This window comes from Pseudooceanicola sp. HF7, assembly GCF_011806405.1.
In the GTDB taxonomy this organism is placed as follows: Bacteria; Pseudomonadota; Alphaproteobacteria; order Rhodobacterales; family Rhodobacteraceae; genus Pseudooceanicola.
This window is the reverse complement of sequence record NZ_JAATOW010000020.1, coordinates 1-24,982: the sequence shown is the minus strand read 5'-3', so window position 1 is coordinate 24,982 and position 24,982 is coordinate 1. Positions and strand designations below refer to the sequence as shown.

The window sequence follows — 24,982 nt, the reverse complement described above, 5'->3', positions numbered from 1 at the left end:
CGGCCTTTTGCGTTCCGGCCTGCTCCAGGGGACCGGCGGAATCCCTCCGCAGGCCTTGACGCAGGTGATGGTACGCGGCCTTCCCAGGTGTTATGGCAAGGCGCATGAGCCTGACCGATTGCCTGATCGAAGATCGCCGCTGGGAAGACTGTGACCTTGCCGCCCTTGCAGAGCGTGCCGGGCAGTTGACGCTTGCCCAGCTGGGGCTGGATCCGGAGGCCTTCGAAATCTGCGTCATGGGCTGTGACGATGCCCGCATTGCAGAGCTGAACACGGAGTTCCGCGGCAAGCCCACCCCTACCAACGTGCTGTCATGGCCAGCAGAGGAGCTGGGCGCCGAGGACGAGGGCGCGCGGCCCGAGCCCCCCTCGGAACCCGATTTCCCGGGCCCTGCTGAACTTGGGGACATCGCGATCTCCTGGGATACCTGCGCGCGGGAAGCCGAGGCCGGCGGGCTGCCGTTCGAAAATCATGTCATCCACCTGGTTGTTCACGGAATCCTTCATTTACTGGGCTATGACCACATCCGCGACGGCGATGCGGAGCTCATGGAAGGAACTGAGGTGGAAATACTTGGCAAAATGGGCATTCGTGACCCATATACTCTATCAACCGGCATTTGAGCCGGCGGCTTCATGGAAAGGTAAGATGGGCGACAGCATAGACGGGTCTTCTAAGGCAGCGCAGGGCGCGCTTTCAACGGACCCAGACCCCGCATCTAGGAGCGGGGCACCGATCGGCGCATCGGTTGTCAATTTCGACGGGAAGACAGATTCCGGTCAGGATGGCTCTGCGGGCATCACAACCAGCGATGCACCCCTGATGCAGACCAATGGCTCCTCTCAGAACGGCATTCATTTCGCCACGATGGCCGATGACTCGGTGGCCAACGACCCGGAAGAGCCGGAGGCGCAGCCGCGCCTTGGCCTGCTCAAACGGTGGCTTGGCTTCGGTTCGGGCTCTGGAGACGACGGCTATTCTGCCGGCGACAGCACCTCCCATACGGTCGAGGACCGCCGGCGGCATTCTCTGCTGAACCTGCGCGACATGCGGGTAGAGGACGTGGCCATCCCCAAGGCGGATATCGTCGCCGTCCCCTCTACCATCAACCAGCCGGATCTTGTTGCCGTCTTCCGGGAAAGCGGGATGACCCGCCTGCCGGTCTACCAGGGCACGCTGGACACGCCCACCGGCATGGTCCACCTGAAGGACTTCGCGCTGAAGCACGGCTGGAACGGGATGACCCGCTTCTCGCTCAAGGCGCTTCTGCGCCCGCTGCTCTTCGTGCCCCCCTCAATGCCGATCGGCGTGCTTCTGCAGAAGATGCAGAGCGAACGCCGCCACATGGCCCTGGTGATCGACGAATACGGCGGGGTCGACGGGCTGGTCACGATCGAGGACCTGATCGAACAGATCATCGGCGAGATCGAGGATGAGCACGACGTCGACGAAGACGCCATGTGGTCCCAGGAACCCTCCGGCAGCTGGCTGGCGCTTGCCAAGGCCCCGCTCGAGGAGTTCGAGCAGGAGACAGGCACATCGCTGACCGATGTCGACAGCGTCGATGAGGAAGAGATCGACACGCTTGGCGGGTTGGTCTTCATGCTCTCTGGCCGGGTTCCCACCCGTGGCGAAGTCGTGCAGCACCCCGACGGCCACGAGTTCGAGGTGATCGAGGCCGACCCACGCCGCATCAAGCGGCTGCGGGTGCGCCTGAACGCCCACCCGCCTGCCGACGCAGAAACCTGAAGTAGACCCGGCCCGATGACCCCACGCCTCAAAGCCTGGTGGCCCGTCGCGGCCGGGATTCTTGCCGCCGGAGGCCAAGAGCCGATCGGGCTTTGGCCTCTGCCGGTGGCCGGTTTCGCGCTGCTCTTCCTGGCCTTCCTGCGTGCGCCTACGCCCCGGGCCGCTGCCCTTCAGGGCTGGCGCTTTGGCGTCGGTTACTTCGGCGCGGCGCTGTCCTGGATCATGGAGCCCTTCCTGGTGGACCTGGCCCGCCATGGCTGGATGGCCCCCTTTGCCCTGCTCTTCATGGCGACGGGGCTGGCGCTTTTCTGGGGAGCGGCCTTGCTGGCCGCGAAATGGGCAGCCCCCGGGGGGCGGGCGGCGCCTTCCGCACTGGCCTTTGCCGGCGCCCTGACGCTGCTGGAAGCCCTGCGCGGCGTCCTTTTCACCGGCTTTCCCTGGGCGCTCATTGGCCACGGATTGATCGACAGCCCCGCCCTGCCCCTGGCCGCGCTTGGCGGGCCCCACGTCCTCAGCCTAACGCTGCTCTTGCCTGCCGCCGCCTTCGGCGCGGCCCTGGCGCACCGCACCCTTTGGCCGGCAGCAACCGGTCTGGCCGTTCTGGCGCTCATGGCCTTCATTGCGCCTCGCTTCGGTGCACCGTCTCTGCCCCCCGGCCCCGAAGCCCCCGTGGTGCGCCTGGTCCAGCCAAACGCCACCCAGAGAGAGAAATGGGACCCGGAGAAATCTCGGATCTTCTTCGACCGCCAACTGGAGTACTCCGGGGCGCTGCCGGCCCCCGACCTTGTGGTCTGGCCAGAGACCGCCGTGCCCTACCTGCTGGACAGCAACCCGACCCTGCCCGGCTACCTGTCCGGTGCAGCCAACGGGGTGCCCATGGCCGTGGGGGTGCAGCACAGCGACCCGCGCAACCGCTACTACAACTCGCTCGCGGTGATCGGCGCGGAAGGCACGGTGCTGGACGTCTACGACAAGCACCACCTGGTGCCCTTCGGGGAATACCTGCCGCTTTCCCAGCTCATGGATCGACTGGGGGTTGGACTGCTGGCCGCGCAATTCGGCACCGGCTACACACCCGGCGCCGGCCCCCGCGTGCTTGAGATCCCCGGCCTGGGCAAGGCCCTGCCACTGATCTGCTACGAAGCCGTTTTCCCGCGCGACATCCGCAATGCAGCAGAGCGCCCGGAGGTGCTGCTTCAGATCACAAACGACGGATGGTTCGGCAATTTCTCCGGTCCCTACCAGCACCTCGCGCAGGCAAGGCTGCGCGCCGCCGAACAGGGTCTGCCCATGATCCGGGTTGCCAATACCGGCGTCAGCGCCCTGATCGCGGCCGATGGGACCGTGCTGGACAACCTGCCGCTGAACACCGCCGGCTACCTGGACGTGACCCTGCCGCCACCCTCGCCAGCCACGCTCTATGCGCGCTTCGGGGACATCCCCGCGCTTTTGCTGGCATTTGCAGCACTTTTCCTGGCGGCTTGTGGCCGATTAACGCGCCGTACACTGCCGTCCCATAAAGCCATTGACCACACCGGCGGGCAGTCGTAACCAAGATCATCGCCGCCCCAACGGCTTCCTGACGGGGCAGGTTAGAAATTACCGGAGCACTTCACATGACAAGACAGAACTATATCTTCACCTCTGAATCCGTTTCAGAGGGGCACCCCGACAAGGTGTGCGACAGGATTTCAGACGCGGTTCTCGACGCGCTGATCGCCGAGGAACCGGAAGCGCGCGTCGCCTGCGAGACCTTTGCAACGACCAACCACGTCGTTATTGGCGGGGAAGTCGGCCTGGCCGATCAGGAGAAGCTCTCCAAGTACATGGAAAGCATCGAGCAGATCGCGCGCGATTGCATCAAGGACATCGGGTACGAGCAGGATAAGTTCCACTGGAACACCTGCAAGGTTACCAACCTCCTGCACGAACAATCCGCTCATATCGCCCAGGGTGTGAATGCTTCCAACGAGAAAGAGGAAGGCGCAGGCGACCAGGGCATCATGTTCGGCTATGCCACGGATGAGACAGAGCAGCTCATGCCAGCACCGATCCACTACGCCCACGCCGTGCTCAAGCGGCTGGCAGAGGTGCGCAAGTCCGGCCAGGAGCCGACGCTGCGCCCTGACGCGAAAAGCCAGCTGTCCCTGCGGTACGAGAACGGTCAGCCTGTCGAAGTCACCCAGCTTGTGCTCTCGACCCAACACCGGGACGAGGACCAGACCAGCGAAGACATCCGCGCCATCGTGGAGCCCTACATTCGTGAGGTGCTTCCGGAAGGCTGGCTGACGGACAAGACCGAATGGTGGGTGAACCCGACTGGCAAGTTCGTCATCGGCGGTCCTGACGGCGACGCGGGCCTGACCGGACGCAAGATCATCGTGGATACCTACGGCGGTGCCGCGCCCCATGGTGGCGGTGCATTCTCCGGCAAGGATCCGACGAAGGTCGACCGCTCCGCCGCCTACGCGGCGCGCTACCTGGCCAAGAACGTGGTCGCCTCCGGCCTGGCCAAGAAATGCACGATCCAGCTCTCCTACGCGATCGGCATCTCGCGGCCCCTGTCGATCTACGCCGATACCTACGGCACCGGCGAGGTGGACGAGAGCCTGATCGAGGAAGCCGTGGCCAAGGTCATGGATCTGACCCCGCGCGGTATCCGCGAGCACCTGCAGCTGAACCGTCCGATCTACCAGCGCACGGCAGCCTATGGGCACTTCGGGCGCGAACCTGACGCCGATGGCGGCTTCTCCTGGGAGCAGACCGACCTGGTCGAGGCGCTCAAGAAAGCCATCTGACCGCGTGACCGGTCCTGATCTGAAAAGGCCCCGCGGGAGCAATCCCGCGGGGCCTTTCCTTTTCTCACCCGCCCCCTGCCCTGCGCATGGCGACCTGCAAGGGCTCAGGGACGCATTGGCAGGTTGATCCGGACACGGACCCCGGATAAAGGGCGCCCATGACCAGAGATACACATCCTTCCGGCGCGCCCTGGCGCAACTTCTACGGCCGCTTCAAGGGCAAGGGCCTGCGCAAGTCGCAGGAGGCCTTCCTTGACGAAGACCTGGCAGCCCTGTCCCCCGGCGCCGTCGGCTGGGAAGAGAACCCCGACCGCGAGCCGCTGGACCTGAAGGCCCGCTTTGGCGATCGCCCGGTCTGGCTGGAAATCGGTTTCGGCGGGGGTGAGCACCTGGTTCACCAGGCCCGGTCCAACCCCGATGTGGCGATCATTGGCGCGGAACCCTACATCAACGGTGTGGCCATGCTTCTGGGCAAGATCCGCGATGCGGGCGTGTCCAACCTGGCGGTCCACCCCGGCGATGTACGTGATCTTTTCGACGTGCTGCCCGAGGCCTCTGTCGAGCGCGCCTTCCTGCTCTATCCGGATCCCTGGCCCAAGAAGCGCCACCACCGCCGCCGCTTTGTCACGCCGGAACACCTGGAACCTCTGGCCTGCGTTCTCAAGCCCGACGCGATCTTCCGCGTGGCCACCGACATTCCCGATTACGTGCGCCAGACCCTCCAACAGGTCCCGCAACACGGCTTCGAATGGCTGGCAGAGCACCCGGACGACTGGCGCAATTCCTGGCCTGACTGGATCTCTACCCGCTACGAACAGAAGGCGCTGCGCGAAGACCGCACACCGCATTACCTAACGTTCCGAAAGATCTGAGGGCGGTTTCGGTCAGCCAGTGAGCCGACCGAAACCCTGATGGAGCCCCTGCGTCAGAGGTTCTCTGGCTGGGGCATCCCAAGCACGTGGTAACCACCGTCGACCCGGATGATCTCTCCCGAGGTGCAGGCGCCTGCGTCGGACGCGAGGTAGACGGCCGTGCCGCCCACGGCCTCCAGCGTGGCATTGGAACGCAAGGGGGCGTTTTCCTCTGTCTGGCGGAAGGTCTTGCGCGCGCCGCCGATGGCAGCCCCCGCCAGCGTTTTCATCGGCCCCGGAGAGACCGCGTTGACGCGGATACCCTGCGGGCCAAGATCATTCGCAAGATAACGAACGGCGGATTCCAGCGCCGCCTTGGCCACGCCCATCACGTTGTAATAAGGGGTCACGCGGTTGGAGCCCTGGTAGGTCAGAGTCAGGATCGTCCCGCCCTCTGCCATCAGCGGCGTGGCGCGGCGCGCGACGTCGATCAGCGAGTAGCAGGAGATATCGAGCGAGTTCTTGAAGTTCTCGCGGCTGGTATTGATGAACCGCCCCGAAAGCTCGTCCTTGTTGGAATAGGCGATGGCATGGACGACGAAATCCAGGCTGTCCCACTTCTCTGCCAGCTGCGCAAAGGCCGCATCCATCGAGGCATCGTCGCTCACGTCGGCATCCAGAAGGATCTCTGAGCCCAGGCTTTCGGCCAGCGGCTTCACGCGCTTACCGAAGGCATCGCCCTGGTAGGTAAAGGCCAGCTCTGCACCGGCCTCATGCATCGCCTTGGCAATACCCCATGCGATGGAGCGCTCGTTCGCGACCCCCATCACCAGGCCACGTTTTCCCTGCAAAATCCCTGTCATGTATCTCTTACCCGTTGTAGCGCGACAGCAGCATCGACCCGTTCGTGCCGCCGAAACCGAAGGAATTGGTCATGACAGTGTCCAGACCGGCGTTCTCCACCAGCGCGGTTGCGATCTCTGCCGGGTCAAGCTCCGGGTCGAGGTCCTGAACATTGATCGAAGGCGCAATGAAATCGCCCTGGAGCATCAGAAGGCAGAAGATCGCCTCCAGCGCACCGGCCGCCCCCTGGGCGTGCCCCGTCATGGACTTGGTCGAGCTGATCGGCGGCGTCTGGCCTTCGCCGAAGACACGCCGCACAGCCTGCACCTCGCCCACGTCTCCGACGGGGGTGGAGGTACCATGGGCGTTGATGTAGCCGACCTTGCGCCCCTCTGGCAGCGTCTCCAGCGCCAGGCGCATGGCCCGTTCGCCGCCCTCACCAGAGGGCGCCACCATGTCATGCCCGTCAGAGGTGGCGGCATAGCCGGTCACTTCCGCGTAGATCTTGGCGCCGCGCGCCTTGGCGTGCTCCAGCTCTTCCAGAACCAGGATGCCGCCGCCGCCCGAGATGACAAAGCCGTCGCGGCCCGCGTCGAAGGCACGAGAGGCCTGCGCCGGGGTGTCGTTGTACTTAGAGCTCATCGCCCCCATCGCGTCGAACAGGCAGGACAGCGTCCAGTCCAGCTCTTCCCCGCCGCCGGCGAACATCACGTCCTGCTTGCCCAGCATGATCTGCTCTGCCGCATTGCCAATGCAGTGCAGGGACGTCGAGCAGGCCGAGGTGATTGAATAGTTGATGCCCTTGATCTTAAAGGCCGTCGCAAGGTTGGCCGAGATCGTGGAGGACATGCACTTGGGCACCGCGAAGGGCCCGATGCGCTTGGTCGCGCCGGTGCTCAGGACCGTCTGGTGCGCGGCCAGCATGGCCGAGGTCGACGGCCCGCCGGACCCGGCCACAAGGCCGGTGCGCGGGTTCACGATATCGTCTTCTTCAAGCCCGGCATCCGCGATCGCCTGGCTCATGGCGATATGGGCATAGGCAGCCCCCGGCCCCATGAAGCGCAGGGTCCGCTTGTCGACGAAATCGGCGACATTGATTTTCAGCGTTCCGGCCACGCGTGAGCGGAAGCCGTGTTCGGTCATCTCCGGGGAGTCGACGATCCCCGAGGTGCCCGCTTTCAAAGAGGTGACGACCTCTTCTGCATTGTTTCCGATCGAAGAGACGATCCCCAATCCGGTAACCACGACTCGGCGCATGGAAGCCTCCCTGACTTGGGCTCAGCCTTCAGACAGAGCCACTTTCATATCCTTGACCTGATAGATCACCTCGCCATCGGCCTCGACGCGGCCATCGGCCACGCCCATGGTCAGGCGACGGGTCTGCACGGCCTTCGTAAAATCGACGTAGTAGCGCAGCATCTTGCGGTCAGGGCGAACCATCCCGGTCAGCTTCACTTCGCCCACACCCAGAGCATACCCGCGCCCCTGCCAGCCACGCCAGCCAAGGTTGAAACCGGTCAGCTGCCAAAGGCCATCCAGGCCAAGGCAGCCCGGCATGATCGGGTTGCCGGGGAAGTGGCATTCGAAGAACCAAAGATCCGGGGTGATGTCGAACTCGGCCACGACGTGGCCCTTGCCGTGGGCACCGCCATCGCCGGAAACTTCTGTGATCCGGTCCATCATCAGCATTGGCGGCGCCGGAAGCTGCGCGTTGCCGGGGCCGAACAATTCGCCTCGGGCGCACTTCAACAGATCGTCACGATCAAAGCTGGTGGGGTAATCGGCCATCCGGGGCTCGCCCTTTCTGATACTTTCTACACGTCCCGCCCCCTCTATCATCGCGCCCGCTCGCCATGCAAGCACGGCGCGACGACACGCAAATAGGTGCGGAACCGGGACTTTTTTGGCCGGTGTTGCTTCCAGCCCTGCTTTTTCACTATATTGTCGGGTGAGCAACGGGATACAAGAACGCCATGAGTTCAAAGGCAACCGAACGCGGCACAAACTGGCTTTCCAAGGCCGGCTTGCGCCCAACACGGCAGCGCGTGGGGCTGGCAACGCTTCTCGTGGGGGACGGGCATGACCGCCACGTCACCGCGGAAAGCCTGTTTGCCTCGGCCAAGAAATCCGGCCAGCCCGTATCCCTGGCGACTGTCTACAACACCCTGCGCGCCTTCTGCGAAGCCGGCCTCATGCGGGAAATCACCGTGGACGGGTCGCGCAGCTATTTCGACACCAACATGCACGATCACCCCCATTTTTACTGGGAACACGACGGCGAACTAACCGACGCGCCCAGCGAAGAGCTGGAGATTGCAAGGCTGCCCCGCGCACCGCAGGGCGCCACGATCTCAAAAGTGGACGTTGTGATCCGCCTGCGCCGCGACATCTGATCCGCGCAAGGACGCCGGAAAGAAAAAGGGCGCCCCGAGAGGCGCCCTTTTCATCTGCGGTTGAAACGGAAGATCAGAGGATCTCGACCATCTCGATTGCGAAGACCAGGTCCTTGCCGGCCAGCGCGTGGTTGGCATCCAGCAGAACCGACTCATCAGAAATCTCTGCCACGGTGACCGGGATCACCTGACCCTGCGGAGAGCTCATCTGCAGTTGCAGGCCGACTTCCAGCGGGATCGTGTCCGGGATTGCATCGCGCGGCACGGTCTGCATCGCGTTGGGGTCGCGCTCGCCGTAGGCTTCGGTGCTGGGCACTTCGACGGTCTTCTTCTCACCGACTTCCATGCCGGGGATGGCACTGTCGAGGCCGGGGATGATCTGGCCGGAGCCAACGGTGAATTCCAGCGGGTCGCGGCCCGAGGAGCTGTCGAAGGTGGTCCCGTCGTGCAGGGTACCGGTATAGTGAATGCGGACGGTGTCGCCCGATTTGGCTGCGCTCATCGCGTGTCCAATCATGAAAGGGGGGTGAATTTCGGGGCTGGCGCGCGTTGCCCAGGTTCCCATCTCGATTGACGCCGACTCTAGCCCAGCCGTGTCCGAGGTGCAAACGGTCCGCAGAGCGCCTCTTTCACCCGGTCGGAAGCCGTGGCAGGGTCCACTTTCCCGTTGCCCGCGGAGGAAGGCCCAGATGCCCGTCACCACCTGCATATTCGACGCCTATGGCACGCTCTTCGATGTCGCGGCGGCGGCGCGTATTGCTGCAGGCGAACCGGGGAACGAAGCCCTGGCCGCCCATTGGCCCGCGCTGGCAGAGACATGGCGACGCAAGCAGCTGGAGTATTCCTGGCTGCGCGCGGTCCAGGGGGATCACTGCAGCTTCTGGAAGGTCACGGAAGACGGGCTGGACTGGGCGATGGAGGCCCAGGGCCTTGCCGGGTCCGGCCTGCGCCAGCGCCTGCTGGATCTATACTGGCAGCTGCCCGCCTACCCGGAGGTCCCCGCCCTGCTGAGAACCCTGCAGGATCGCGGCCTCAACACCGCGATCCTTTCCAACGGCTCCCCCGAAATGCTTACGGCGGCAGCGAAATCCGCGGGAATCGAAGCGCTTCTGGATGACCTTCTTTCTGTCGAAGAGGTGGGGATTTTCAAACCCGCAGCGCCGGTTTATGAGCTGGTCTGCCAGCGGTTCGGTGGCAGCCCCGCCCATGTGCTTTTCGTCAGTTCCAACGGGTGGGACGCCGCAGCAGCAAGCGCTTACGGATTTCACTCAGTCTGGGTCAACCGGTCCGGCCTGCCCATGGACCGCCTGACCGGACAGCCGCAAACCGTCCTCGACACACTTGAACCAATCGCCGACCTGGAGGTCTTCTGATGCCGCATTTCACCGCGCCGGACGGGGCTTCGATCTACTTCGAAGACAGCGGAGAGGGCCTGCCCCTGCTCTGCCTCTCTGGCCTGACCCGCAATGGGCGGGACTTCGATTTCCTGGCACCGCACCTTACCGGTGTGCGAATGATCCGCATGGATTACCGGGGGCGCGGGCTCTCTGCCTGGACAGGCGCGGACAGCTACACCCTGCCGACAGAGGCGGGCGATGCGCTGGCGCTGCTCGATCACCTCGGCCTTGAGGCCGCCGCAGTGCTGGGGACCTCGCGCGGGGGCCTGATCGGCATGTTCCTGGCCGCCACGGCGAAGGATCGCCTGCTGGGCCTGGCGCTGAACGACGTGGGGCCGGTCGTGGATCCCAAGGGGCTGGAGGTCATCGCGGGCTATATCGGGATCGACCCGCCCTACCGCGACCTGGAAGAGGCCGCCCTGGCCCGCATGGCCCACCCCGCCTTTCCCGGCGTGCCGAAAGACCGCTGGCTGAAGGATGCCGCCCATAGCTTTGCCGTCACGCCGGACGGGCTGAAAATCACCTACGATCCCGCGCTGCGGGACGCGGTCCTTGCCTCCATGGACCAGCCCACGCCGGACCTATGGCCCCTGTTCCAGGCGCTCGACGGCCTGCCCTTGGCCGCGATCCGCGCCGCCCATTCGGACATCCTTGCCCCCGACACCCTCGCCCGCATGAAAGAGATTTTTCCCAGTATGATTACCACGACCGTTCCCGACCGGGGGCATGTGCCCTTTCTTGACGAACCGCAGGCCCTGGCCGCCCTGCAGGACTGGCTGGAGCTGATGCAATGAACTTTGAGATGATCCTGGCCGCCGCCGAGCGCCTGAAGGGCCATGCGCGCCTGACACCGATGCTGTCCTCGCCCTTCCTTGACCGGCTGGCCGGGCGGCGCGTCCTGATCAAGGCGGAATGCCTGCAGCACACCGGCAGCTTCAAGTTCCGCGGTGCCTGGTCCGCGATTTCCGCGCTTAGCCCGGATGTCCGCAAATGCGGGGTCATCGCCTTTTCCTCTGGCAACCACGCCCAAGGGATCGCCCATGCCGCCAGCCTGCACAAGGCGCCTTCCGTGATCGTCATGCCCTCTGACGCGCCTCAGCTGAAGATCGAAAACACCCGCGCGCTCGGCGCCGAAGTCGTGCTGTATGACCGCGCCACCGAGGACCGGGACGAGATCGGTGAGCAGCTTTCGGTAGAGCGCGGGCTGACCCTGATCCGCCCCTTCGACGAACCCCAGGTCATTGCCGGCCAGGGCACCACCGGGCTTGAGATCGCCAGCCAGGCCGACGCGCTTGGCGTCTCGGATGCCGATCTGCTGGTGCCCTGTGGCGGCGGTGGGCTGACCTCTGGCATCGCGCTGGCCTGTGCCGAACGCGCGCCCGGCCTGCGGGTCCGCCCGGTGGAGCCAGAGGGCTTTGATGATGTGAAACGCTCGCTCGCCACCGGGCAGGTGCAACGCAACGCCCGTCTATCGGGCAACCTCTGCGATGCGATCATCACGCCGCAACCGGGCGAACTGACCTTCCCGATCATGAAAAGCCGCTGCGGACCGGGCCTGACCGTGACCGAGGACGAGGCGCTTTCCGCGGTCGCCCAGGCCTTCCTGCGCCTGAAGATCGTGGCGGAACCCGGCGGGGCCGTGGCCCTGGCCGCCGCGCTTTTCAAAGGGTCAGAACTGCAATCGGAAAACGCCATCGTCGTGGTGTCGGGCGGCAACGTTGATCCGCAGATGTTCACCCGCGCGCTCGCCACGCTCTGAGACCTCTCCCGCCTTGAAAGACAGCACCGTCGCCGGCCTCCGGCGGCGGTGTCTTCTTGTCTGCCCCTCCGAGCTCACTTTCATTTTGATTGACTTTGACAACCAGTTTTGACAGGTTTCCCGCGACGAACGGGAGAAAATCATGCGCTGTCAGGTTGCCATCATCGGTGGAGGCCCTTCGGGTCTTCTGCTTTCTCAACTGCTGCACAAGGCCGGGATCGACACCGTCGTCCTGGAACGGCGCAGCAAGGAATACGTCCTTTCCCGGATCCGGGCCGGCGTCCTGGAATGGGGCAGCGTCGAGCTGCTTCGTGAAGCCGGCGTGGGCGCCCGCATGGACGCCGAAGGCTTCCCCCATGACGGCACCTACCTCGCCTGCCGCAACCGGGGCTTCCGCATCGATTTCTCCAAGCTGACCGGCAAGAAGGTCATGGTCTACGGCCAGACCGAGGTGACGCAGGACCTCTACGCCGCGCGGGAAGCCGAAGACGGCCGCGTCATCACAGAGGTCGACGGGGTCACCATTCACGGTGCCGATAGCGACGCCCCCTACGTGACCTTCGTGAAGGACGGGCAGGAACAGCGGCTGGATTGCGATTACGTGGCCGGCTGCGACGGCTTCCACGGCGTGTCCCGCAAGACGATCCCGGACAACGTGCTCAAGGAATACGAACGGGTCTATCCCTTCGGCTGGCTGGGCGTCCTGTCCGAGACCCCGCCCGTGTCCCATGAACTAATCTATGCGCAGAACCGCCGGGGCTTCGCGCTGTGCTCCATGCGAAACGCCAACCTGTCGCGCTACTACGTCCAGTGCCCGCTGACCGACAAGGTGGATGACTGGACGGACCAGGCCTTCTGGGATGAGCTCAAGCGCCGCATCCCCGAAGAGGCCGCGGACAGCATCATCACCGGCCCGACCATCGAGAAAAGCATCGCGCCGCTGCGCAGCTTCGTGGCCGAGCCGATGCGTTGGGGCCGCCTGTTCCTGGTTGGCGACGCGGCCCATATCGTGCCCCCCACCGGCGCAAAGGGCTTGAACCTGGCCTTTTCGGATGTGCACTATCTCTACAACGGGCTTGTGCAGTTCTATCAGGGCGATGACGAAGGGGTGCAGAAATACTCCGAACGCGCCCTGGCCCGCGTCTGGAAATCGGAACGTTTCTCCTGGTCGATGACCACGCTGCTGCACAATTTCCCCGAGCACACCGGGTTCGAGATGCACATGCAGGAGGCCGAGCTCGATTACCTGGAACATTCCGTTGCAGCTCAGACCTCTCTGGCGGAGAATTATATCGGACTGCCCTACTGATGAAGATCGCGGAGCTCGACCATCTCAAGATCCACTACACGGACGAAGGCGATCCGAACGGCGCGCCCATCGTCTTTGCCAATTCCCTGGGGACCGATCTGCGGCTCTGGGATCAGCTGGTGCCGCTGCTGCCGGCAAGCCTGCGGATCATCCGCTATGACAAGCGGGGCCATGGGCTGACGCAGGCGACGCCCGCGCCCTATTCCATGGGCACGCTGGTGCGGGATGTGGAAACGCTGCTGGATCACCTGGGAGTCAAGGATGCGCTTTTCGTCGGGCTGTCCATCGGCGGGATGATCGGCCCGGGGCTGGCGGGGAAGCGGCTGGACCTTGTGCGGGCGCTGGTCATCTCCAACTCCGCGGCCAAGATCGGCACGGCGGACATGTGGAACGACCGAATCGCCGCCATCGCCAAGGAGGGGATCGAGAGCATCGCCGACACCACGATGGAGCGTTGGTTCGGCAAGGCCTTCCGCGCCACGCCCGCGCTGGAAGCCTGGCGCAACATGCTGATCCGTCAGAATCTTGCGGGCTATACGGGCTGCTGCGCGGCGATCGCGGGGACGGATTTCTACACGCCCACCAGCGGGCTGCGCCTGCCCGTTCTGGGCATCGCGGGCAGCGAAGACGGCTCTACCCCGCCGGATCTGGTGCGGGAAACCATCGACCTGGTGCCGGGATCCCGTTTCGAGCTGATCCGCGGCGCGGGCCACCTGCCCTGCGTCGAGAAACCCGAAGATTACGCCCGCATTCTCACGACCTTCATCAAGGAGACTGGCCATGTCTGACAGATACGACAAGGGCATGGAGGTCCGCCGCTCCGTGCTGGGGGATGCCCATGTGGACCGCGCCGAAGCCGCCAAGCAGCCCTTTGACGAGCCCTTCCAGACCCTGATCACGGAAGGCGCCTGGGGCACAGTCTGGGCCAGCGACGGCATCAGCCGGCGCGAACGCTCCATGCTGACCCTTGCCCTGCTCGCCGCTACCGGGAATTTCGAGGAAATTCCGATGCATATCCGAGCCACGGCCAACACGGGAGCGACGAAACAGGACGTGCAGGAGGCCTTCCAGCACGTCGCGATCTACGCAGGTGTGCCCAAGGCGAACCACGCCCTGAAGCTTGCCAAGGCGACCTATGCCGAAATGGAGGAGAACGAAGAATGACCGATCTTGGCCCGCTGATCCCGCGCAACCGGGATGCCCATCCGCCAGCTTACGACACCGGCTACAAGACCTCGGTCTCGCGTTCGCCCAGCTGGCCGCTGCTGTCGATGGAATCCACCCCCTCGGAGGAAACTGGCCCCCGGTTCGGCCATTCCCAGCTGGGCGAATACGACAACAACCTGATCGTCAACTGGACCCGCGGCAAGGAACTGGCCGTCGGCGAACGCATCCTGGTCCATGGCCGCGTGCTGGACGAGATGGGCCGCCCCGTGCCCCATACCCTGGTCGAGATCTGGCAGGCCAATGCCGGCGGGCGCTACCGGCACAAGAAGGACGTCTACTTTGCCCCGCTCGATCCCAACTTCGGCGGCTGCGGACGCACGATCACGGATGAGAACGGCTATTACGAGTTCCTGACCGTCCGTCCCGGGGCCTACCCCTGGATGAACCGGGGCAACGACTGGCGCCCCATGCACATCCACTTCTCGATCTTCGGCCACAGCTTCGGCCAGCGCCTGATCACGCAGATGTATTTCGAGGGCGATCCGCTGATCAAGCATTGCCCCATCATCGCCACGATCAAGGATCCCAAGCAGATCGAGGGCCTGGTGGCCGCCCTGGACTTCTCCCATTCGCGCCCGATGGATTTCCTGGCCTACAAGTTCGACATCGTGCTGCGCGGCCGTCGCCAGACGCGCTTTGAAAACAAGCTGGAGGGGATGTGAACCATGGTCCAGAAACTTGACACACTCGTTGAAACGGCCTCCCAGACGGCGGGCCCGTACGTCCATATCGGCTGCATGCCCACCTATGCGGGCAATGCCGGCGCCTATGACGTGGAGACCGGAGCCGAAGGCCCGGCGCTGGAGGGTGCGAAGGGCGAAGTGATTGAAATCACGGGCGAAGTCCTTGACGGTATGGGCTGGGCCCTGCGCGATGTCATGCTGGAATGCTGGCAGGCGGATGCCGCAGGGATCTACCCCCACGAGGAGGGTGCGGACCCCAAGGTCACTGGGTTCGCCCGGATCGGCGCGGATTTCGACACCGGCAAGTTCACCCTGAGGACCATCAAGCCGGGGGCCGTTGCGGCGCGCGGCGGTGGCAAGCAGGCGCCCCATATCTCTCTCTGGCTGACGGCGCGCGGCATCAACATCGGCCTGCAGACCCGCGTCTATTTCGAGGACGAGGATAACGCCGAGGATCCGCTGCTGAACCGGATCGAACAGGCCCCACGCCGCCAGACGCTGATCGCCAAGAAGACGGGCGACGGGACCTACACCTTCAACATCGTCCTCCAGGGTGAGGGTGAAACGGTCTTCCTGGACCTCTGATGGCCAGCTTCCTGCTGATCCACGGCTCCTGCCACGGGGCCTGGTGCTGGCAGGCGCTGATCCCTGAACTGGAGCGCCTGGGCCACGCGGCCCGGGCGCTTGACCTTCCCGGACGGCCCGGCGATCCTCGCCCCCGCGACCAGATGAGCCTGGCGCTGAACGCCGAAACCATCCAGCAGGCCCTGGCCCGAGCCGATACCCCCGTGCATCTGCTGGGCCATTCCGCCGGAGGGTTCCCGATCTCTGCCGCAGCCGAAGCCGTGCCGGAGAGGATCGCCCGACTTTATTACCTTTGTGCTTACGCCCCGCGCGACGGCCTTTCGATGATCGCGATGCGGCGCGAACAGGCCCGCCAGCCGCTGGCCGGGGCCGTGGTGAAGACCGATGACGGTCTGGCCTACAGCGCCCTGCCCGACCGCGCACGGGCGCATTTCTACCAGGATCTGCCCGACCCCATGGCGCAACAGGCGATCGCGCAGCTCTGTCCGGAGCCCATTGCCCCGCAGGCCACGCCCATTCGGCTGACGGAACGCTACCATTCCGTGCCGCGCTGCTATATCCGCTGCACCGAAGACCGCACGATCCCACCCGAATACCAGGCGGAGATGGCGCAGAGCTTTCCGCCGGAGGACAGATACGAGATGCCCACCAGCCATTCCCCCTTTCTTTCCGACCCGCGCGGCCTGGCCGCCCTGCTGTCCCGCGTCGCGGAGGGCAAGTGATGGCCGGATCCGTTCACGACAGCCAGATCTACAACAAGCTCTTCCCGGCCGGAGACGCCGCGCGACTGTTCACCGACAGTGCCGAGGTCCGCTCGATGCTGATCGTCGAGGGGGCGCTCGCTAAGGCGCAGGGCCAGCTTGGCCTCATCCCCGAGGAAAGTGCCCAGTTCATCCACCGCGCCTCTCTCGAGATCCCGCTGGATCCGGGCGGGCTGGCGGCCGGGGCGGCGCAGAACGGCGTGCCCGTGCCCGGCCTTGTCGCCGCCTTCCGCAAGGCGATGGAGGCCCCGGAGCACGCACAGTACCTGCATTGGGGCGCGACATCCCAGGACATCGCCGATACCGGCCAGATGCTGCGCCTGCGCCAGCTTCTGAGCCTCTGCGAAACCGGGCTGACCACCCTGCTGAAGGCACTTGCAGTCCAGGCCGAAACCCATGCGGAGCTGCCCATGGCCGGGCGCACCTATGGCCAGTTCGCCACGCCGGTCAGCTTCGGCTCTCACGTGGCGGCCTGGGGCTGGCCGCTGCTTGACCTGCTGGAAGAGCTGCCCGCGCTGCGCCAAAGCGCGCTCTGGGTGTCGCTGTCGGGCGCGGCGGGCACCGGGGCGGAGTTCGCCGGCAAGGGCGCGGAATTGCGCGCGGCACTGGCTGAGGGGCTGGGCCTGCGCGATCCGGGCCGGAGCTGGCATGCCGATCGCGGGCCGGTGCTGCGGATCGCCGGCTGGCTGACCCGTCTGGCACAGGTGCTGGGCAAGATGGGCGACGACCTGATCCTGATGGCCCAAAGCTCTGTCGGAGAGGTCCGGCTGGGCGCCTCGGGCGGCTCGTCCACCATGCCGCAGAAGCAGAACCCGGTGCAGCCCTCCGTCCTTGTGGCGCTGGCGCGCCAGGTCATCGGGCTGAACGCCACGCTTCAGGGCGCAGGCATGCCCCGGCAGGAACGTGACGGCGCCGCCTGGTTCACCGAATGGATGACCCTGCCGCAGCTGTGCCTGTCTGCCGCCGCCGCGCTTGAGACCGCGCAGGCCGCCGTTCCCGGCCTTTCCCCGCAGGCCGAGGCCATGGCCGCGGTCTTCAGCGATTCCCTTGGCCTGCTGCACGCAGAGGCCCTGTCCTTCCGCCTGGCACAGACGATGCCCCGGCCCGAGGCACAGGCCGCCGTCAAGACGGTCGCCCAGCAGGTCATCGTCACAGGCCGCCCGCTGAAGGAACTGGCGCAGGAGGCCTTCCCGGACGCGGACCTTGAAGGGCTGTTCGATCCGGCCCGGCAAATGGGCGACGCCCCGGCCACCGCCCGCGCCTTTGCGGCGAAAGTCGCCGCGCTTTGAGCGCCCGCCCCCGGCGCGATTGACAGGTCGCGCCGGAGGGTCCTAGCTGGCCCTGTATTCATCCGGGCCCCTTCATGTCGCCTTTTCACCTGCCCCGTCTGCTGATCCTCACCACGGTCCTGATCGAGGCCGTGGCGATCGGGATCATCTTCCCCATCATGCCGGATCTCATGAAGGAGGTGCTTGGTACCGGGCTGGCGGATGCCGCGCTTTGGGGCGGGGTGCTGATCTCTGCCTTCGCCCTGATGCAGTTCCTCTTCGGCCCCATCGTCGGCAACCTGTCCGACGCCCATGGACGCCGGCCTGTGCTGCTGATCTCCCTCGTGGTGATCGTGGGGGATTACGTGGTCATGGCGCTGGCAAGCTCCATCTGGGTGCTGCTGATCGGGCGCATCGTTGGCGGGATCGCGGCGGCGACCCTGGCAACGGCCAGCGCCTACATGGCCGATATCTCTTCGCAGGAGGAACGCTCGGCCAACTTCGGGCTGGTCTCCGCCGCCTTCGGGGCGGGCTTCGTGCTGGGGCCGATCATCGGCGGCTTCCTGGGCGAGCTGGGCACCCGCGCGCCCTTCTGGGTAGCCGCCGGCGTGGGCGCGGTGAACCTGGCGCTGGCGCTGGCATTTCTGCCGGAAAGCCTGGCCGCGCCCCTGCGCCGCCCCTTCCGGCTGGTCCGCGCCAATCCCTTCAGCGCCCTTGCCACCGCCTTCCGCCTGCCGGCGCTGCGCATGCTGCTGGTGGTCATGCTGATCTTCATGATGTCGATGACCGTCTATGCCGCGATCTGGTCCTATTTCGCCAAGGCCCGCTTTGGCTGGGACGCGGGGCTGATCGGCATTTCGCTGACCATCTACGGCAGCGCGCTGATGCTGGTGCAGGCGGTGCTGTTTCGCCCGATCTCTCGCCGGTTGGGGGATCGCGGGACGGTGCTGTTCGGGTTGGTGGGCAACGCGCTGTCCTTCCTTCTGCTGGCCTTCATCCGGAACGGCCCCGCCACCCTGGTCCTGACCCCCGTCACCGCATTGGGAGAGGTCGCCGGCCCCGCGCTGACCGGGATCGCCAGCAAGGCCACGCCGATGGATGCCCAAGGTGAGTTGCAGGGCGTCTTTGCCTCTCTCCAGGCGGTGTCGATGATCGTCTCGCCCCTGGCGCTTGGCGCAATCTTCCGCGCCTTCACCAATGACGGTACCCCCGTCTACTGGCCCGGCGCGCCCTTCATGGCCTCTGCCCTGATGCTGGTGCCCTGTGTGGCAATCTTTCTACTTTCGCGCCCGCCCTCCAGCGCCTAGTTTCTCATTGCGGAATTAATTTTCACGCTTGCGAGGATATTCGCGGGAAAACACCCTGCAGAGGGGATAAGGGAGAGCGAGATGCAGAAAATCAAAGCGGCCGTATGCAAGGAGTTCAACACGCCACTGGTTATCGAGGAGGTAATGCTGCGCGCGCCCGGCCTGGGAGAGGTCGAGGTGGAGATCGCGGCGGTGGCGATCTGCCATTCCGATATCTCCTTCTGGCAAGGCGGGTTTGGCGGCCAGCTTCCGGCGGTGTTTGGGCATGAGGGCGCGGGGCGGATCACCGCGGTGGGCGAGGGCGTCAAGGGGCTGAAGGTTGGGGATCCGGTCTGTGTGACGCTAATCCGCGCCTGCGGCAGCTGCAACACCTGCGGATCCGGTCATCCGACGATCTGCGAAACGCCCTTTGACCCGGTCGGCCAAAGCCCGATTTCCACCCCCGACGGCACCCCCGTGATGCAGGCCATGGCCTCTGGCGCCTTCGCGGAGAAGGTCGTGGTGGACCAGAGCCAGGTGGTGGCCATTCCCGAAGAGATGCCGATGGATTCCGCCTCGCTGATTTCTTGCGGCGTGATCACCGGGGTCGGCGCGGCCGTGCTGGCCGCCGACATCCGGCCGGGGCAGGACGTGGTGGTGATCGGCGCCGGCGGCGTGGGGCTGAACGCCATCCAGGGGGCCCGAATCGCAGGCGCCCGGCGAATCATCGCGGTGGACATGGTGCCCGAAAAGCTAAAAGTTGCCCAAGAATTCGGCGCCACGAATGCCATCAGCGGCGAGGGGAAGCCCTGGTCGGAGGCAAAAAAGATCCTTGGCCGCGGGGCAGACGTGGTGCTGGTCACGGTTGGCGTCGGGCCCGTTTACGACAAGGCGCCGCGCTACCTAGGACGGGGCGGCAAGATCGTTGTCGTGGGGATGCCGCACCTTGATGTGACCTCGTCCTATTCGCCGATCCTGATGGCGGATGCCGGGCAGGAAATCATCGGCTCCAAGATGGGGGACATGGTGATCAAGCGCGACATTCCCTGGATCGTCGACCTGTACCAGCAGGGGCGGCTTAAGCTGGATGAGCTGATATCGGGCCGCTGGGAACTGGAGCAGATCAACGAGGCTGTGGCGGACACGCTGGGCGGTGCCGCCCGGCGCAATGTCATCATGCTGAAATGACGCGCACGAAGCTTGGTATCATCGTGACCGCCTCCGGCCGCCCCTAGCCGGGGCGGGCGCTACCGGAGCCTGGTGAAGCAGACGACCGCTTGCGGGATCAACGGCTGGGGAGAGGTCTCTGTCGGCCCCACAGCCACGCAGGCCGTGATCTGCGATGTCCTTGAACGGCACATGGAGGGCCATCGCCCCGAAGCGGTAGAGCTGACGTTTCCGCCGGCTTCCCGCAGCGCCCCGACCTGACGATGATGGGCGCTTTTTCGGGCCTTGAGATCGCCTGCAGGCACATCATGGGCAAGTCCCGCGAGCGGCCCCTCTGGGCGATGCTGGGCGGCAGGGTGAATGACCGAATCCATATCTACTCGTACCTTTACCCCCTGCAATCTCATGATATTTCCAGGTTCGGGGCCTCTCCTGAAAATGGCCGCCGAAAGCGCGCCGGACCTTGTGGCGCGGGGCTATAGGACGGTAAAGGGCGACCCCACCGGCCCCTCTACCACCCATGGCGCACGGATGCCGTCGCGCTTTGACCTGGAGCTTTTCGAACGGACATGCGCCGCCGTGCGAGAGGACGTGGGACAGCGCGCAGACCTGCTGTTGCCCCCATGGGCAGTTCACCGCCGGCGGTGCCCTGCGCCTGGCCCGGGTCATTGAACGCTTTGACCCGCTGTGGTTCTAGGCGCCCCGACGATCTGCCCTGCTGGCGGCCACCAGCAGGGGCTCCGCCATCCCTTTGGCCACAGCCGCGCGGCGGCCCACGCTCAGTGAATTCCGCGCCGCGCTGGAGGCCGTGGGCGCCATCCTGCCACCCACCTCTGGCCGTGCCGGCGGGCTCTGGGAGGTACGCTAGATCGCCGCTCTGGCAAAGGCTTTCGGCGTTCGGCGGCGCCCCATCTCTACACGGGTCCGGTGGAATGGGCGGCCAACCTGCACCTCTCTGCGACGCTGCCCAATCGGCCCTGTCAGCGACCGTCGAAAGCCCCTCTCGCCGCGACCTAATCGGCGCTGCGATTACCGTGGAAGAGGGCCACGTCAGACGGCCCGATACCCCCGGTCCAGGGCATGACGCGGACGAGGAAATTGCACGGCCACATGGCCGGATCGGCGAGCCACTCCACCTAGGGGTGCAGGAAAAATCTTGCCCATATGCAATGGGAAACCATTTCCAAGGGGGCGTACCTAGTAAATGTTAACTGTCCCGGTTACCAGTACATGCTATATCTGGAAAACGTATTGTGGGGTAAAGCGAATAGAAAAATGAAGGATATGAACGTGCCACCCGAAGAAATGGCCGAAAACGCGGAAAAAGCGGCGGCCTTTCTGAAAGCCATGGCGCATAGGGGTCGACTGATGATCCTTTGCCACCTGAGCACGGGTGAGAAATCTGTGGGGGAGCTCGAAAGCCTGCTCGGCACCCGCCAGGCCGCCGTAAGCCAGATGCTTGCACGGCTGCGCGAGGAAGAGTTCGTTTCGACACGTCGCGAAGGCAAGACCGTCTTCTATTCCCTGGCCGACAGCAACATCAAGGAGATCATCGGCTTGTTGTATCGCCTGTTCTGCGCCGACCAGGAAGAGACCGAAGCAGCCGCCACTGCTTCTGCCTGATCGACCCGGATCCCCGGCGCCTCGCACGCCGGACAGAGCGGATCCAATACGGCAGCCTACCAGCCACCGATACGCAAAAGGCCCGAGAAGAACTCTCGGGCCTTTGTGATTTCCATGTGATCTTTCAGGGACTTGCCGCCCCTGCGACCCGCCCTCAGGAGAGGGAGAGGTTGACCGCGCTTTCGCGGCCGTCACGGCCGGCTTCGATGTCGAAGCTGACTTTTGCACCATCCTGCAGACCGGTCAGGCCGGAGCGTTCGACTGCAGAGATGTGCACGAAGACATCCTTGCTGCCGCCGTCGGGCGCGATGAAGCCGTAGCCTTTGGTGGTGTTGAACCATTTAACGGTGCCAGTGGCCATTCCATAAACTCCTTTTTCATTTGCTGCCCGCGATATGCGGCAGCCCGGCTACGTCGTGTCGATCGATGACTGTAGCCTTGGTAGAAAACAGAATGGTCGATAGATAGCGCTTAGCAGGGTTACCTTAGCAGAAGGTCGCGTCACCTCAAATTATTTTTGCGAGGGGGCGCAGAGGGCCTGCACAAGCCTGCTCATCGGTGTTTTCGCCCTGCGGAATAGATCCTGGATCACCATGTTTTCAAGTAGTTACGCGGATAGCTGCGGAGTAGTGGCGGGCTGGCCGCGCCCGGCCCTTGGGGTCTGTTCATGCTGTCGATTGAGGGCCGCTGTCGCCGGGTCATTCGCGCCTGGCTCCGCTTTGAATCGGGGCTGGAATCGGTGGTCTGCGCGCCCCTGTTCGGAGGCGGTGCGGGTGCCCCCCTAGGCGTGGCTGGATCGCAGGGCCCGGCCCCTCTGCACCCTGCGGGAAAGGGTGCCTGCCCCGGTCCAGCGGAGGAGTCGCTGGTTAGCGTCACATTCGCAATTCAAAATGCATTTTTGGCGGATTTTCGCCCTGTCCAGAGAAAGGAACGGCCGGGAAATCCGCCCCTCATTCGCTGTCGGTGCAGCGTCTGCATTACATCGGCATCACGTCGGTATTACGTCGGTGCGCAGCGCCCGCTCCGTTCGCAGGGCCTTAACGCGACCAGGGGATCATCCCTGCACACCGCGTCAAGACAACAACCGGAGATTGCATGATGTCCTATCGCATGACCAAGACCGAGCGGATCGCCCGCCGCAACTTCGCCCGCGACTGGTACGTGCTGGACCAGATGAGCCTGCCGCCGGAAGAGCTGCGCGCGGTTCTGCCCCGCGAATGGCACCTGCTGGAATGGGACGTGGACGTCACGGAGAAGAAGGAGAAGGTGACGCTTTACCTCGACCAATCCGTGGCCCGGATGATGAAGGCCCAAGGCGCAGGCTACCAGGGCCTTGTGAACCGCATCCTGCGCTGCTGGGTCCAGGCCAAGATGGGCCAGCTTCTGGAGCTGGAGAGCCACCTGGAAGAGCGCCGAACAGAGGTGATCGAGGCCCATGGTGCGGCCCGTGGACAGCCCCGTCCCGGCTGGGACGAGGATGTGGCAGACTGGGCTGAGGATGAGACCGGGGTTCAGGAGGCCTGCAAGGCGGAGGTGCCCAAGGCCTCCTGATACCTCCCGAAGACGTTGCCTACGACCGGCGCCAACCGGCTGGGCTGCGCAGGCCCGCACAGGTGCCTGCCGCGCGCGTCCTAGCCGCTGATCGCATCCGGCCCGCCGGGCAGGCAATCGGGTTCGGGCTGCCATTTCTCCGGGATCAGGTGGATCATGAAGTTGCGATTGCAGCGGGCGTAGCGGCCGCGCTCTGCCGGGTTCAGGGCCGCCTTCCAATCCGGGTCCAGCCCCTGCTCCACCCCGTCGATCCGGTACTTGCCGTAGACCTCCCAGCACTCGGCGACGGCGGCGGCAGAGGCGCCGCGGGCCTCTGCCCCGGAACAGGTCGCATCCAGCCGGCGCAGGTAGTCGGTGTAGCTGTCATTGTCGATAAAGGTGCGGGCGCTGTAGGTCGGCATCCGCTCCGGCAGGCCGGCGCAGGCGGTGAGGGCCGTCAGCGCTAGCACCGCAAGCCCTGCTGCCCCGGCACGGCGGGATCTGCCAATGCGGGAGGGCTTGGGTAGCCCTAGGGAATGGGAGGGGCGATGACGGGCCAGGAGGGGCATGGCGGGCTCCGATGAGGGGTGTTTCCGGACGGCGCCGGGTGGCGCGTCGCTGACCCGGACCTAACCGGGACAGCCCAGGTGAATCAACCGCCAAGCGGGATCGCCCTGAAGGAGGGACCGCCAGCGCCAAAGAGTCGTGCGATTCAACGGCTGGTGACAGAGGCGTGCGGCCCATCGATAGCGCCCGCACTCCCCCGGGCCAGTGGCAGGTGATCCTGCCCCGCGCGTGACCGAGCCGAGGACCACGCCGGCCCTGCCGGGCCTCAAGACATATGAGAGGGCGCGGCTCTCGGTCAGTACCCGGCAAGGGGGTGAACGGCCTGCCTACCCTGCTGAAAAGGAACATGTTTCCGTGTTCTGCAGGCGATTCGCACAACCCTGACGGGAGGTGCGATCTGCCCGCGCATGATGCCCACGGCAAGAGCGCAGATTTTTTCATTCAGCTTTTCATATACTTGCTTTCAGCAGCCCGCAGGTGGCGGGAGGAGCGGACAAATCAACTCTCTCCCCGGGGGAGAGGACCGCCTATGATTTATGATGAATCAAGTTTCCGCCCCGCAATAGCCGGGGTTTCACGGGGGTGTGCCCCGCTTGCCGCAGGGATCATCACACGGACGGGGCGCCAGAACAGGAGGGCCGGGAATGACGGAAAAGACGCCAGCACCCCGCCCCGCCCCACGCCATTCGGTTGCGGCCTGCGCCGGAACCAGACGCCATCACCACGGGCCCACTGCGCCCCCTGCCCCGGCCTTCGACCGACGGACCGGCGCGCCCTCCGACCGGCCTTCCACAGGGGCATGGGTCGGGCTTCTGGCCGCCCTCCCGGTCGATCCCGCCCATGGGACCTTCACCGGGTCAGGACAGGGGGCGCAGCGCATCGCAGAAAGGCCGGCTGCCCCAATCCGGTCCCGGCGATCCGCCCAGCCCGCGGGGCCCGTGGTGAGCCTGTCAGACGCCATTCCGCCCTGGTGCGCGGCCCCGCCCTTTGTCGCTCCTCTAGAGCGCGGGCCCGCCACGGCGGCGGAGGCGGCAGAGCGCAGCCCGGGTCCGTGGCAGCCCCGGGCCAGCCGACCGCCGCCCCCACGAGACGACGTCCGGTCCTGACGTTCCCAGGGGCGCGCCTCGCCCGACCGACAGCATCCCCTGCGGTCACGGGCGCGCCCTGTCAGATCCCCGGACGGTCT

Annotated in this window: 27 protein-coding genes and 1 riboswitch; of the genes, 21 read left to right on the top strand and 6 right to left on the bottom strand. The window is 65.2% G+C overall.

Annotation, left to right across the window (positions count from 1 at the left end; all coding sequences use genetic code 11):
- The first annotated feature begins 104 nt into the window (after positions 1–104).
- The 5 genes from ybeY to trmB all read left to right on the top strand — a co-directional run bounded on the left by ybeY (position 105) and on the right by trmB (position 5,419).
- The gene (ybeY, locus tag HCZ97_RS12420; RefSeq protein ID WP_167689034.1) at positions 105–623 is read left to right on the top strand and encodes an rRNA maturation RNase YbeY; all 519 of its coding nucleotides are present in this window, start codon (positions 105–107) and stop codon (positions 621–623) included.
- A gap of 199 nt (positions 624–822) precedes the next feature.
- Positions 823–1,749: a hemolysin family protein gene (locus HCZ97_RS12415; protein ID WP_254871504.1), complete on the top strand. Its 927-nt coding sequence runs from the start codon at positions 823–825 to the stop codon at positions 1,747–1,749.
- A gap of 15 nt (positions 1,750–1,764) precedes the next feature.
- Positions 1,765–3,300 carry an apolipoprotein N-acyltransferase gene (gene lnt / locus HCZ97_RS12410; protein ID WP_167689033.1) on the top strand — a complete coding sequence of 512 codons (1,536 nt, stop codon included), beginning with the start codon at positions 1,765–1,767 and terminating at the stop codon, positions 3,298–3,300.
- Positions 3,301–3,309: 9 nt separating this feature from the next.
- A riboswitch (SAM-SAH riboswitch) is annotated at positions 3,310–3,359 on the top strand.
- Positions 3,360–3,365: 6 nt separating this feature from the next.
- On the top strand, positions 3,366–4,547 hold the full coding sequence (gene metK / locus HCZ97_RS12405; protein WP_167689032.1) for a methionine adenosyltransferase: 1,182 nt from the start codon (positions 3,366–3,368) through the stop codon (positions 4,545–4,547).
- A 158-nt stretch (positions 4,548–4,705) separates the two neighbouring features.
- Positions 4,706–5,419 carry a tRNA (guanosine(46)-N7)-methyltransferase TrmB gene (trmB, locus tag HCZ97_RS12400; RefSeq protein ID WP_167689031.1) on the top strand — a complete coding sequence of 238 codons (714 nt, stop codon included), beginning with the start codon at positions 4,706–4,708 and terminating at the stop codon, positions 5,417–5,419.
- A 53-nt stretch (positions 5,420–5,472) separates the two neighbouring features.
- On the opposite strand, the gene HCZ97_RS12395 is transcribed toward trmB, so the two are convergent.
- Genes HCZ97_RS12395 through fabA form a run of 3 tightly spaced genes read right to left on the bottom strand, consistent with a single transcriptional unit; the run spans position 5,473 to position 8,029 of the window.
- Complete coding sequence (locus HCZ97_RS12395; protein ID WP_167689030.1) at positions 5,473–6,261, bottom strand: enoyl-ACP reductase; 789 nt, start codon at positions 6,259–6,261, stop codon at positions 5,473–5,475.
- Between the two features lie 7 nt (positions 6,262–6,268).
- Positions 6,269–7,498 (bottom strand): beta-ketoacyl-ACP synthase I, encoded by a 1,230-nt coding sequence (fabB, locus tag HCZ97_RS12390; protein ID WP_167689029.1) that lies wholly within the window; start codon positions 7,496–7,498, stop codon positions 6,269–6,271.
- Between the two features lie 21 nt (positions 7,499–7,519).
- Entirely contained in the window at positions 7,520–8,029 is a 510-nt protein-coding gene (gene fabA / locus HCZ97_RS12385; protein WP_167689028.1) for a bifunctional 3-hydroxydecanoyl-ACP dehydratase/trans-2-decenoyl-ACP isomerase, read from the bottom strand.
- Positions 8,030–8,214: 185 nt separating this feature from the next.
- On the opposite strand from fabA, the gene irrA reads away from it, so the two are divergent.
- A complete protein-coding gene (gene irrA, locus HCZ97_RS12380; RefSeq protein WP_167689027.1) occupies positions 8,215–8,634 on the top strand; it encodes an iron response transcriptional regulator IrrA in 420 nt (139 codons plus the stop codon).
- Positions 8,635–8,707: 73 nt separating this feature from the next.
- Here irrA and HCZ97_RS12375 read toward each other — a convergent pair whose 3' ends face one another.
- On the bottom strand, positions 8,708–9,136 hold the full coding sequence (locus tag HCZ97_RS12375; protein WP_167689026.1) for a peptidylprolyl isomerase: 429 nt from the start codon (positions 9,134–9,136) through the stop codon (positions 8,708–8,710).
- Positions 9,137–9,323: 187 nt separating this feature from the next.
- On the opposite strand from HCZ97_RS12375, the gene HCZ97_RS12370 reads away from it, so the two are divergent.
- The 14 genes from HCZ97_RS12370 (at position 9,324) to HCZ97_RS12305 (ending at position 21,699) form a co-directional block, all read left to right on the top strand.
- Positions 9,324–10,007 carry a haloacid dehalogenase type II gene (locus HCZ97_RS12370; protein ID WP_167689025.1) on the top strand — a complete coding sequence of 228 codons (684 nt, stop codon included), beginning with the start codon at positions 9,324–9,326 and terminating at the stop codon, positions 10,005–10,007.
- Positions 10,007–10,825 (top strand): alpha/beta fold hydrolase, encoded by an 819-nt coding sequence (locus HCZ97_RS12365; RefSeq protein ID WP_167689024.1) that lies wholly within the window; start codon positions 10,007–10,009, stop codon positions 10,823–10,825. The genes HCZ97_RS12370 and HCZ97_RS12365 overlap by 1 nt, the downstream gene beginning before the upstream one ends.
- Complete coding sequence (locus HCZ97_RS12360) at positions 10,822–11,790, top strand: threonine/serine dehydratase (RefSeq protein WP_167689023.1); 969 nt, start codon at positions 10,822–10,824, stop codon at positions 11,788–11,790. The genes HCZ97_RS12365 and HCZ97_RS12360 overlap by 4 nt, the downstream gene beginning before the upstream one ends.
- Positions 11,791–11,932: 142 nt before the next feature.
- Complete coding sequence (gene pobA, locus HCZ97_RS12355; protein WP_167689022.1) at positions 11,933–13,099, top strand: 4-hydroxybenzoate 3-monooxygenase; 1,167 nt, start codon at positions 11,933–11,935, stop codon at positions 13,097–13,099.
- Positions 13,099–13,887 (top strand): 3-oxoadipate enol-lactonase, encoded by a 789-nt coding sequence (pcaD, locus tag HCZ97_RS12350; protein ID WP_167689021.1) that lies wholly within the window; start codon positions 13,099–13,101, stop codon positions 13,885–13,887. The genes pobA and pcaD overlap by 1 nt, the downstream gene beginning before the upstream one ends.
- Positions 13,880–14,263 (top strand): 4-carboxymuconolactone decarboxylase, encoded by a 384-nt coding sequence (pcaC, locus tag HCZ97_RS12345; protein WP_167689020.1) that lies wholly within the window; start codon positions 13,880–13,882, stop codon positions 14,261–14,263. Before pcaD ends, pcaC begins: the two co-directional genes overlap by 8 nt.
- A complete protein-coding gene (gene pcaH / locus HCZ97_RS12340; RefSeq protein WP_167689019.1) occupies positions 14,260–14,988 on the top strand; it encodes a protocatechuate 3,4-dioxygenase subunit beta in 729 nt (242 codons plus the stop codon). The genes pcaC and pcaH overlap by 4 nt, the downstream gene beginning before the upstream one ends.
- Positions 14,989–14,991: 3 nt before the next feature.
- A complete protein-coding gene (pcaG, locus tag HCZ97_RS12335; protein ID WP_167689018.1) occupies positions 14,992–15,594 on the top strand; it encodes a protocatechuate 3,4-dioxygenase subunit alpha in 603 nt (200 codons plus the stop codon).
- On the top strand, positions 15,594–16,316 hold the full coding sequence (locus HCZ97_RS12330; RefSeq protein ID WP_167689017.1) for an alpha/beta fold hydrolase: 723 nt from the start codon (positions 15,594–15,596) through the stop codon (positions 16,314–16,316). The genes pcaG and HCZ97_RS12330 overlap by 1 nt, the downstream gene beginning before the upstream one ends.
- A complete protein-coding gene (locus tag HCZ97_RS12325) occupies positions 16,316–17,644 on the top strand; it encodes a lyase family protein (RefSeq protein ID WP_167689016.1) in 1,329 nt (442 codons plus the stop codon). Before HCZ97_RS12330 ends, HCZ97_RS12325 begins: the two co-directional genes overlap by 1 nt.
- 74 nt (positions 17,645–17,718) lie before the next feature.
- Positions 17,719–18,930 (top strand): MFS transporter, encoded by a 1,212-nt coding sequence (locus HCZ97_RS12320; protein ID WP_167689015.1) that lies wholly within the window; start codon positions 17,719–17,721, stop codon positions 18,928–18,930.
- A gap of 81 nt (positions 18,931–19,011) precedes the next feature.
- Entirely contained in the window at positions 19,012–20,097 is a 1,086-nt protein-coding gene (locus tag HCZ97_RS12315) for a Zn-dependent alcohol dehydrogenase (RefSeq protein WP_167689014.1), read from the top strand.
- 72 nt (positions 20,098–20,169) lie between these two features.
- On the top strand, positions 20,170–20,337 hold the full coding sequence (locus tag HCZ97_RS20860; RefSeq protein ID WP_368484367.1) for a hypothetical protein: 168 nt from the start codon (positions 20,170–20,172) through the stop codon (positions 20,335–20,337).
- Between the two features lie 1,014 nt (positions 20,338–21,351).
- Positions 21,352–21,699 carry a helix-turn-helix transcriptional regulator gene (locus HCZ97_RS12305; protein WP_254871503.1) on the top strand — a complete coding sequence of 116 codons (348 nt, stop codon included), beginning with the start codon at positions 21,352–21,354 and terminating at the stop codon, positions 21,697–21,699.
- Between the two features lie 154 nt (positions 21,700–21,853).
- On the opposite strand, the gene HCZ97_RS12300 is transcribed toward HCZ97_RS12305, so the two are convergent.
- The gene (locus tag HCZ97_RS12300; protein WP_167689013.1) at positions 21,854–22,060 is read right to left on the bottom strand and encodes a cold-shock protein; all 207 of its coding nucleotides are present in this window, start codon (positions 22,058–22,060) and stop codon (positions 21,854–21,856) included.
- Between the two features lie 749 nt (positions 22,061–22,809).
- Between HCZ97_RS12300 and HCZ97_RS12295 the strand changes: the two genes are divergently transcribed.
- Positions 22,810–23,250, top strand: a complete 441-nt coding sequence (locus HCZ97_RS12295; RefSeq protein ID WP_217701779.1) for a BrnA antitoxin family protein — start codon at positions 22,810–22,812, stop codon at positions 23,248–23,250.
- An 80-nt stretch (positions 23,251–23,330) separates the two neighbouring features.
- Here HCZ97_RS12295 and HCZ97_RS12290 read toward each other — a convergent pair whose 3' ends face one another.
- Positions 23,331–23,798, bottom strand: a complete 468-nt coding sequence (locus tag HCZ97_RS12290; RefSeq protein ID WP_217701778.1) for a hypothetical protein — start codon at positions 23,796–23,798, stop codon at positions 23,331–23,333.
- Positions 23,799–24,982: the final 1,184 nt, after the last annotated feature.

What these genes read in the sequence shown, in the direction of transcription:
- ybeY (WP_167689034.1), top strand. Translation starts at nt 105, where the DNA reads ATGAGCCTGACCGATTGCCTGATCGAAGATCGCCGCTGGGAAGACTGT.
- HCZ97_RS12415 (WP_254871504.1), top strand. Translation starts at nt 823, where the DNA reads ATGCAGACCAATGGCTCCTCTCAGAACGGCATTCATTTCGCCACGATG.
- lnt (WP_167689033.1), top strand. Translation starts at nt 1,765, where the DNA reads ATGACCCCACGCCTCAAAGCCTGGTGGCCCGTCGCGGCCGGGATTCTT.
- metK (WP_167689032.1), top strand. Translation starts at nt 3,366, where the DNA reads ATGACAAGACAGAACTATATCTTCACCTCTGAATCCGTTTCAGAGGGG.
- trmB (WP_167689031.1), top strand. Translation starts at nt 4,706, where the DNA reads ATGACCAGAGATACACATCCTTCCGGCGCGCCCTGGCGCAACTTCTAC.
- HCZ97_RS12395 (WP_167689030.1), bottom strand. Translation starts at nt 6,261, where the DNA reads ATGACAGGGATTTTGCAGGGAAAACGTGGCCTGGTGATGGGGGTCGCG.
- fabB (WP_167689029.1), bottom strand. Translation starts at nt 7,498, where the DNA reads ATGCGCCGAGTCGTGGTTACCGGATTGGGGATCGTCTCTTCGATCGGA.
- fabA (WP_167689028.1), bottom strand. Translation starts at nt 8,029, where the DNA reads ATGGCCGATTACCCCACCAGCTTTGATCGTGACGATCTGTTGAAGTGC.
- irrA (WP_167689027.1), top strand. Translation starts at nt 8,215, where the DNA reads ATGAGTTCAAAGGCAACCGAACGCGGCACAAACTGGCTTTCCAAGGCC.
- HCZ97_RS12375 (WP_167689026.1), bottom strand. Translation starts at nt 9,136, where the DNA reads ATGAGCGCAGCCAAATCGGGCGACACCGTCCGCATTCACTATACCGGT.
- HCZ97_RS12370 (WP_167689025.1), top strand. Translation starts at nt 9,324, where the DNA reads ATGCCCGTCACCACCTGCATATTCGACGCCTATGGCACGCTCTTCGAT.
- HCZ97_RS12365 (WP_167689024.1), top strand. Translation starts at nt 10,007, where the DNA reads ATGCCGCATTTCACCGCGCCGGACGGGGCTTCGATCTACTTCGAAGAC.
- HCZ97_RS12360 (WP_167689023.1), top strand. Translation starts at nt 10,822, where the DNA reads ATGAACTTTGAGATGATCCTGGCCGCCGCCGAGCGCCTGAAGGGCCAT.
- pobA (WP_167689022.1), top strand. Translation starts at nt 11,933, where the DNA reads ATGCGCTGTCAGGTTGCCATCATCGGTGGAGGCCCTTCGGGTCTTCTG.
- pcaD (WP_167689021.1), top strand. Translation starts at nt 13,099, where the DNA reads ATGAAGATCGCGGAGCTCGACCATCTCAAGATCCACTACACGGACGAA.
- pcaC (WP_167689020.1), top strand. Translation starts at nt 13,880, where the DNA reads ATGTCTGACAGATACGACAAGGGCATGGAGGTCCGCCGCTCCGTGCTG.
- pcaH (WP_167689019.1), top strand. Translation starts at nt 14,260, where the DNA reads ATGACCGATCTTGGCCCGCTGATCCCGCGCAACCGGGATGCCCATCCG.
- pcaG (WP_167689018.1), top strand. Translation starts at nt 14,992, where the DNA reads ATGGTCCAGAAACTTGACACACTCGTTGAAACGGCCTCCCAGACGGCG.
- HCZ97_RS12330 (WP_167689017.1), top strand. Translation starts at nt 15,594, where the DNA reads ATGGCCAGCTTCCTGCTGATCCACGGCTCCTGCCACGGGGCCTGGTGC.
- HCZ97_RS12325 (WP_167689016.1), top strand. Translation starts at nt 16,316, where the DNA reads ATGGCCGGATCCGTTCACGACAGCCAGATCTACAACAAGCTCTTCCCG.
- HCZ97_RS12320 (WP_167689015.1), top strand. Translation starts at nt 17,719, where the DNA reads ATGTCGCCTTTTCACCTGCCCCGTCTGCTGATCCTCACCACGGTCCTG.
- HCZ97_RS12315 (WP_167689014.1), top strand. Translation starts at nt 19,012, where the DNA reads ATGCAGAAAATCAAAGCGGCCGTATGCAAGGAGTTCAACACGCCACTG.
- HCZ97_RS12305 (WP_254871503.1), top strand. Translation starts at nt 21,352, where the DNA reads ATGAAGGATATGAACGTGCCACCCGAAGAAATGGCCGAAAACGCGGAA.
- HCZ97_RS12300 (WP_167689013.1), bottom strand. Translation starts at nt 22,060, where the DNA reads ATGGCCACTGGCACCGTTAAATGGTTCAACACCACCAAAGGCTACGGC.
- HCZ97_RS12295 (WP_217701779.1), top strand. Translation starts at nt 22,810, where the DNA reads ATGACCAAGACCGAGCGGATCGCCCGCCGCAACTTCGCCCGCGACTGG.
- HCZ97_RS12290 (WP_217701778.1), bottom strand. Translation starts at nt 23,798, where the DNA reads ATGCCCCTCCTGGCCCGTCATCGCCCCTCCCATTCCCTAGGGCTACCC.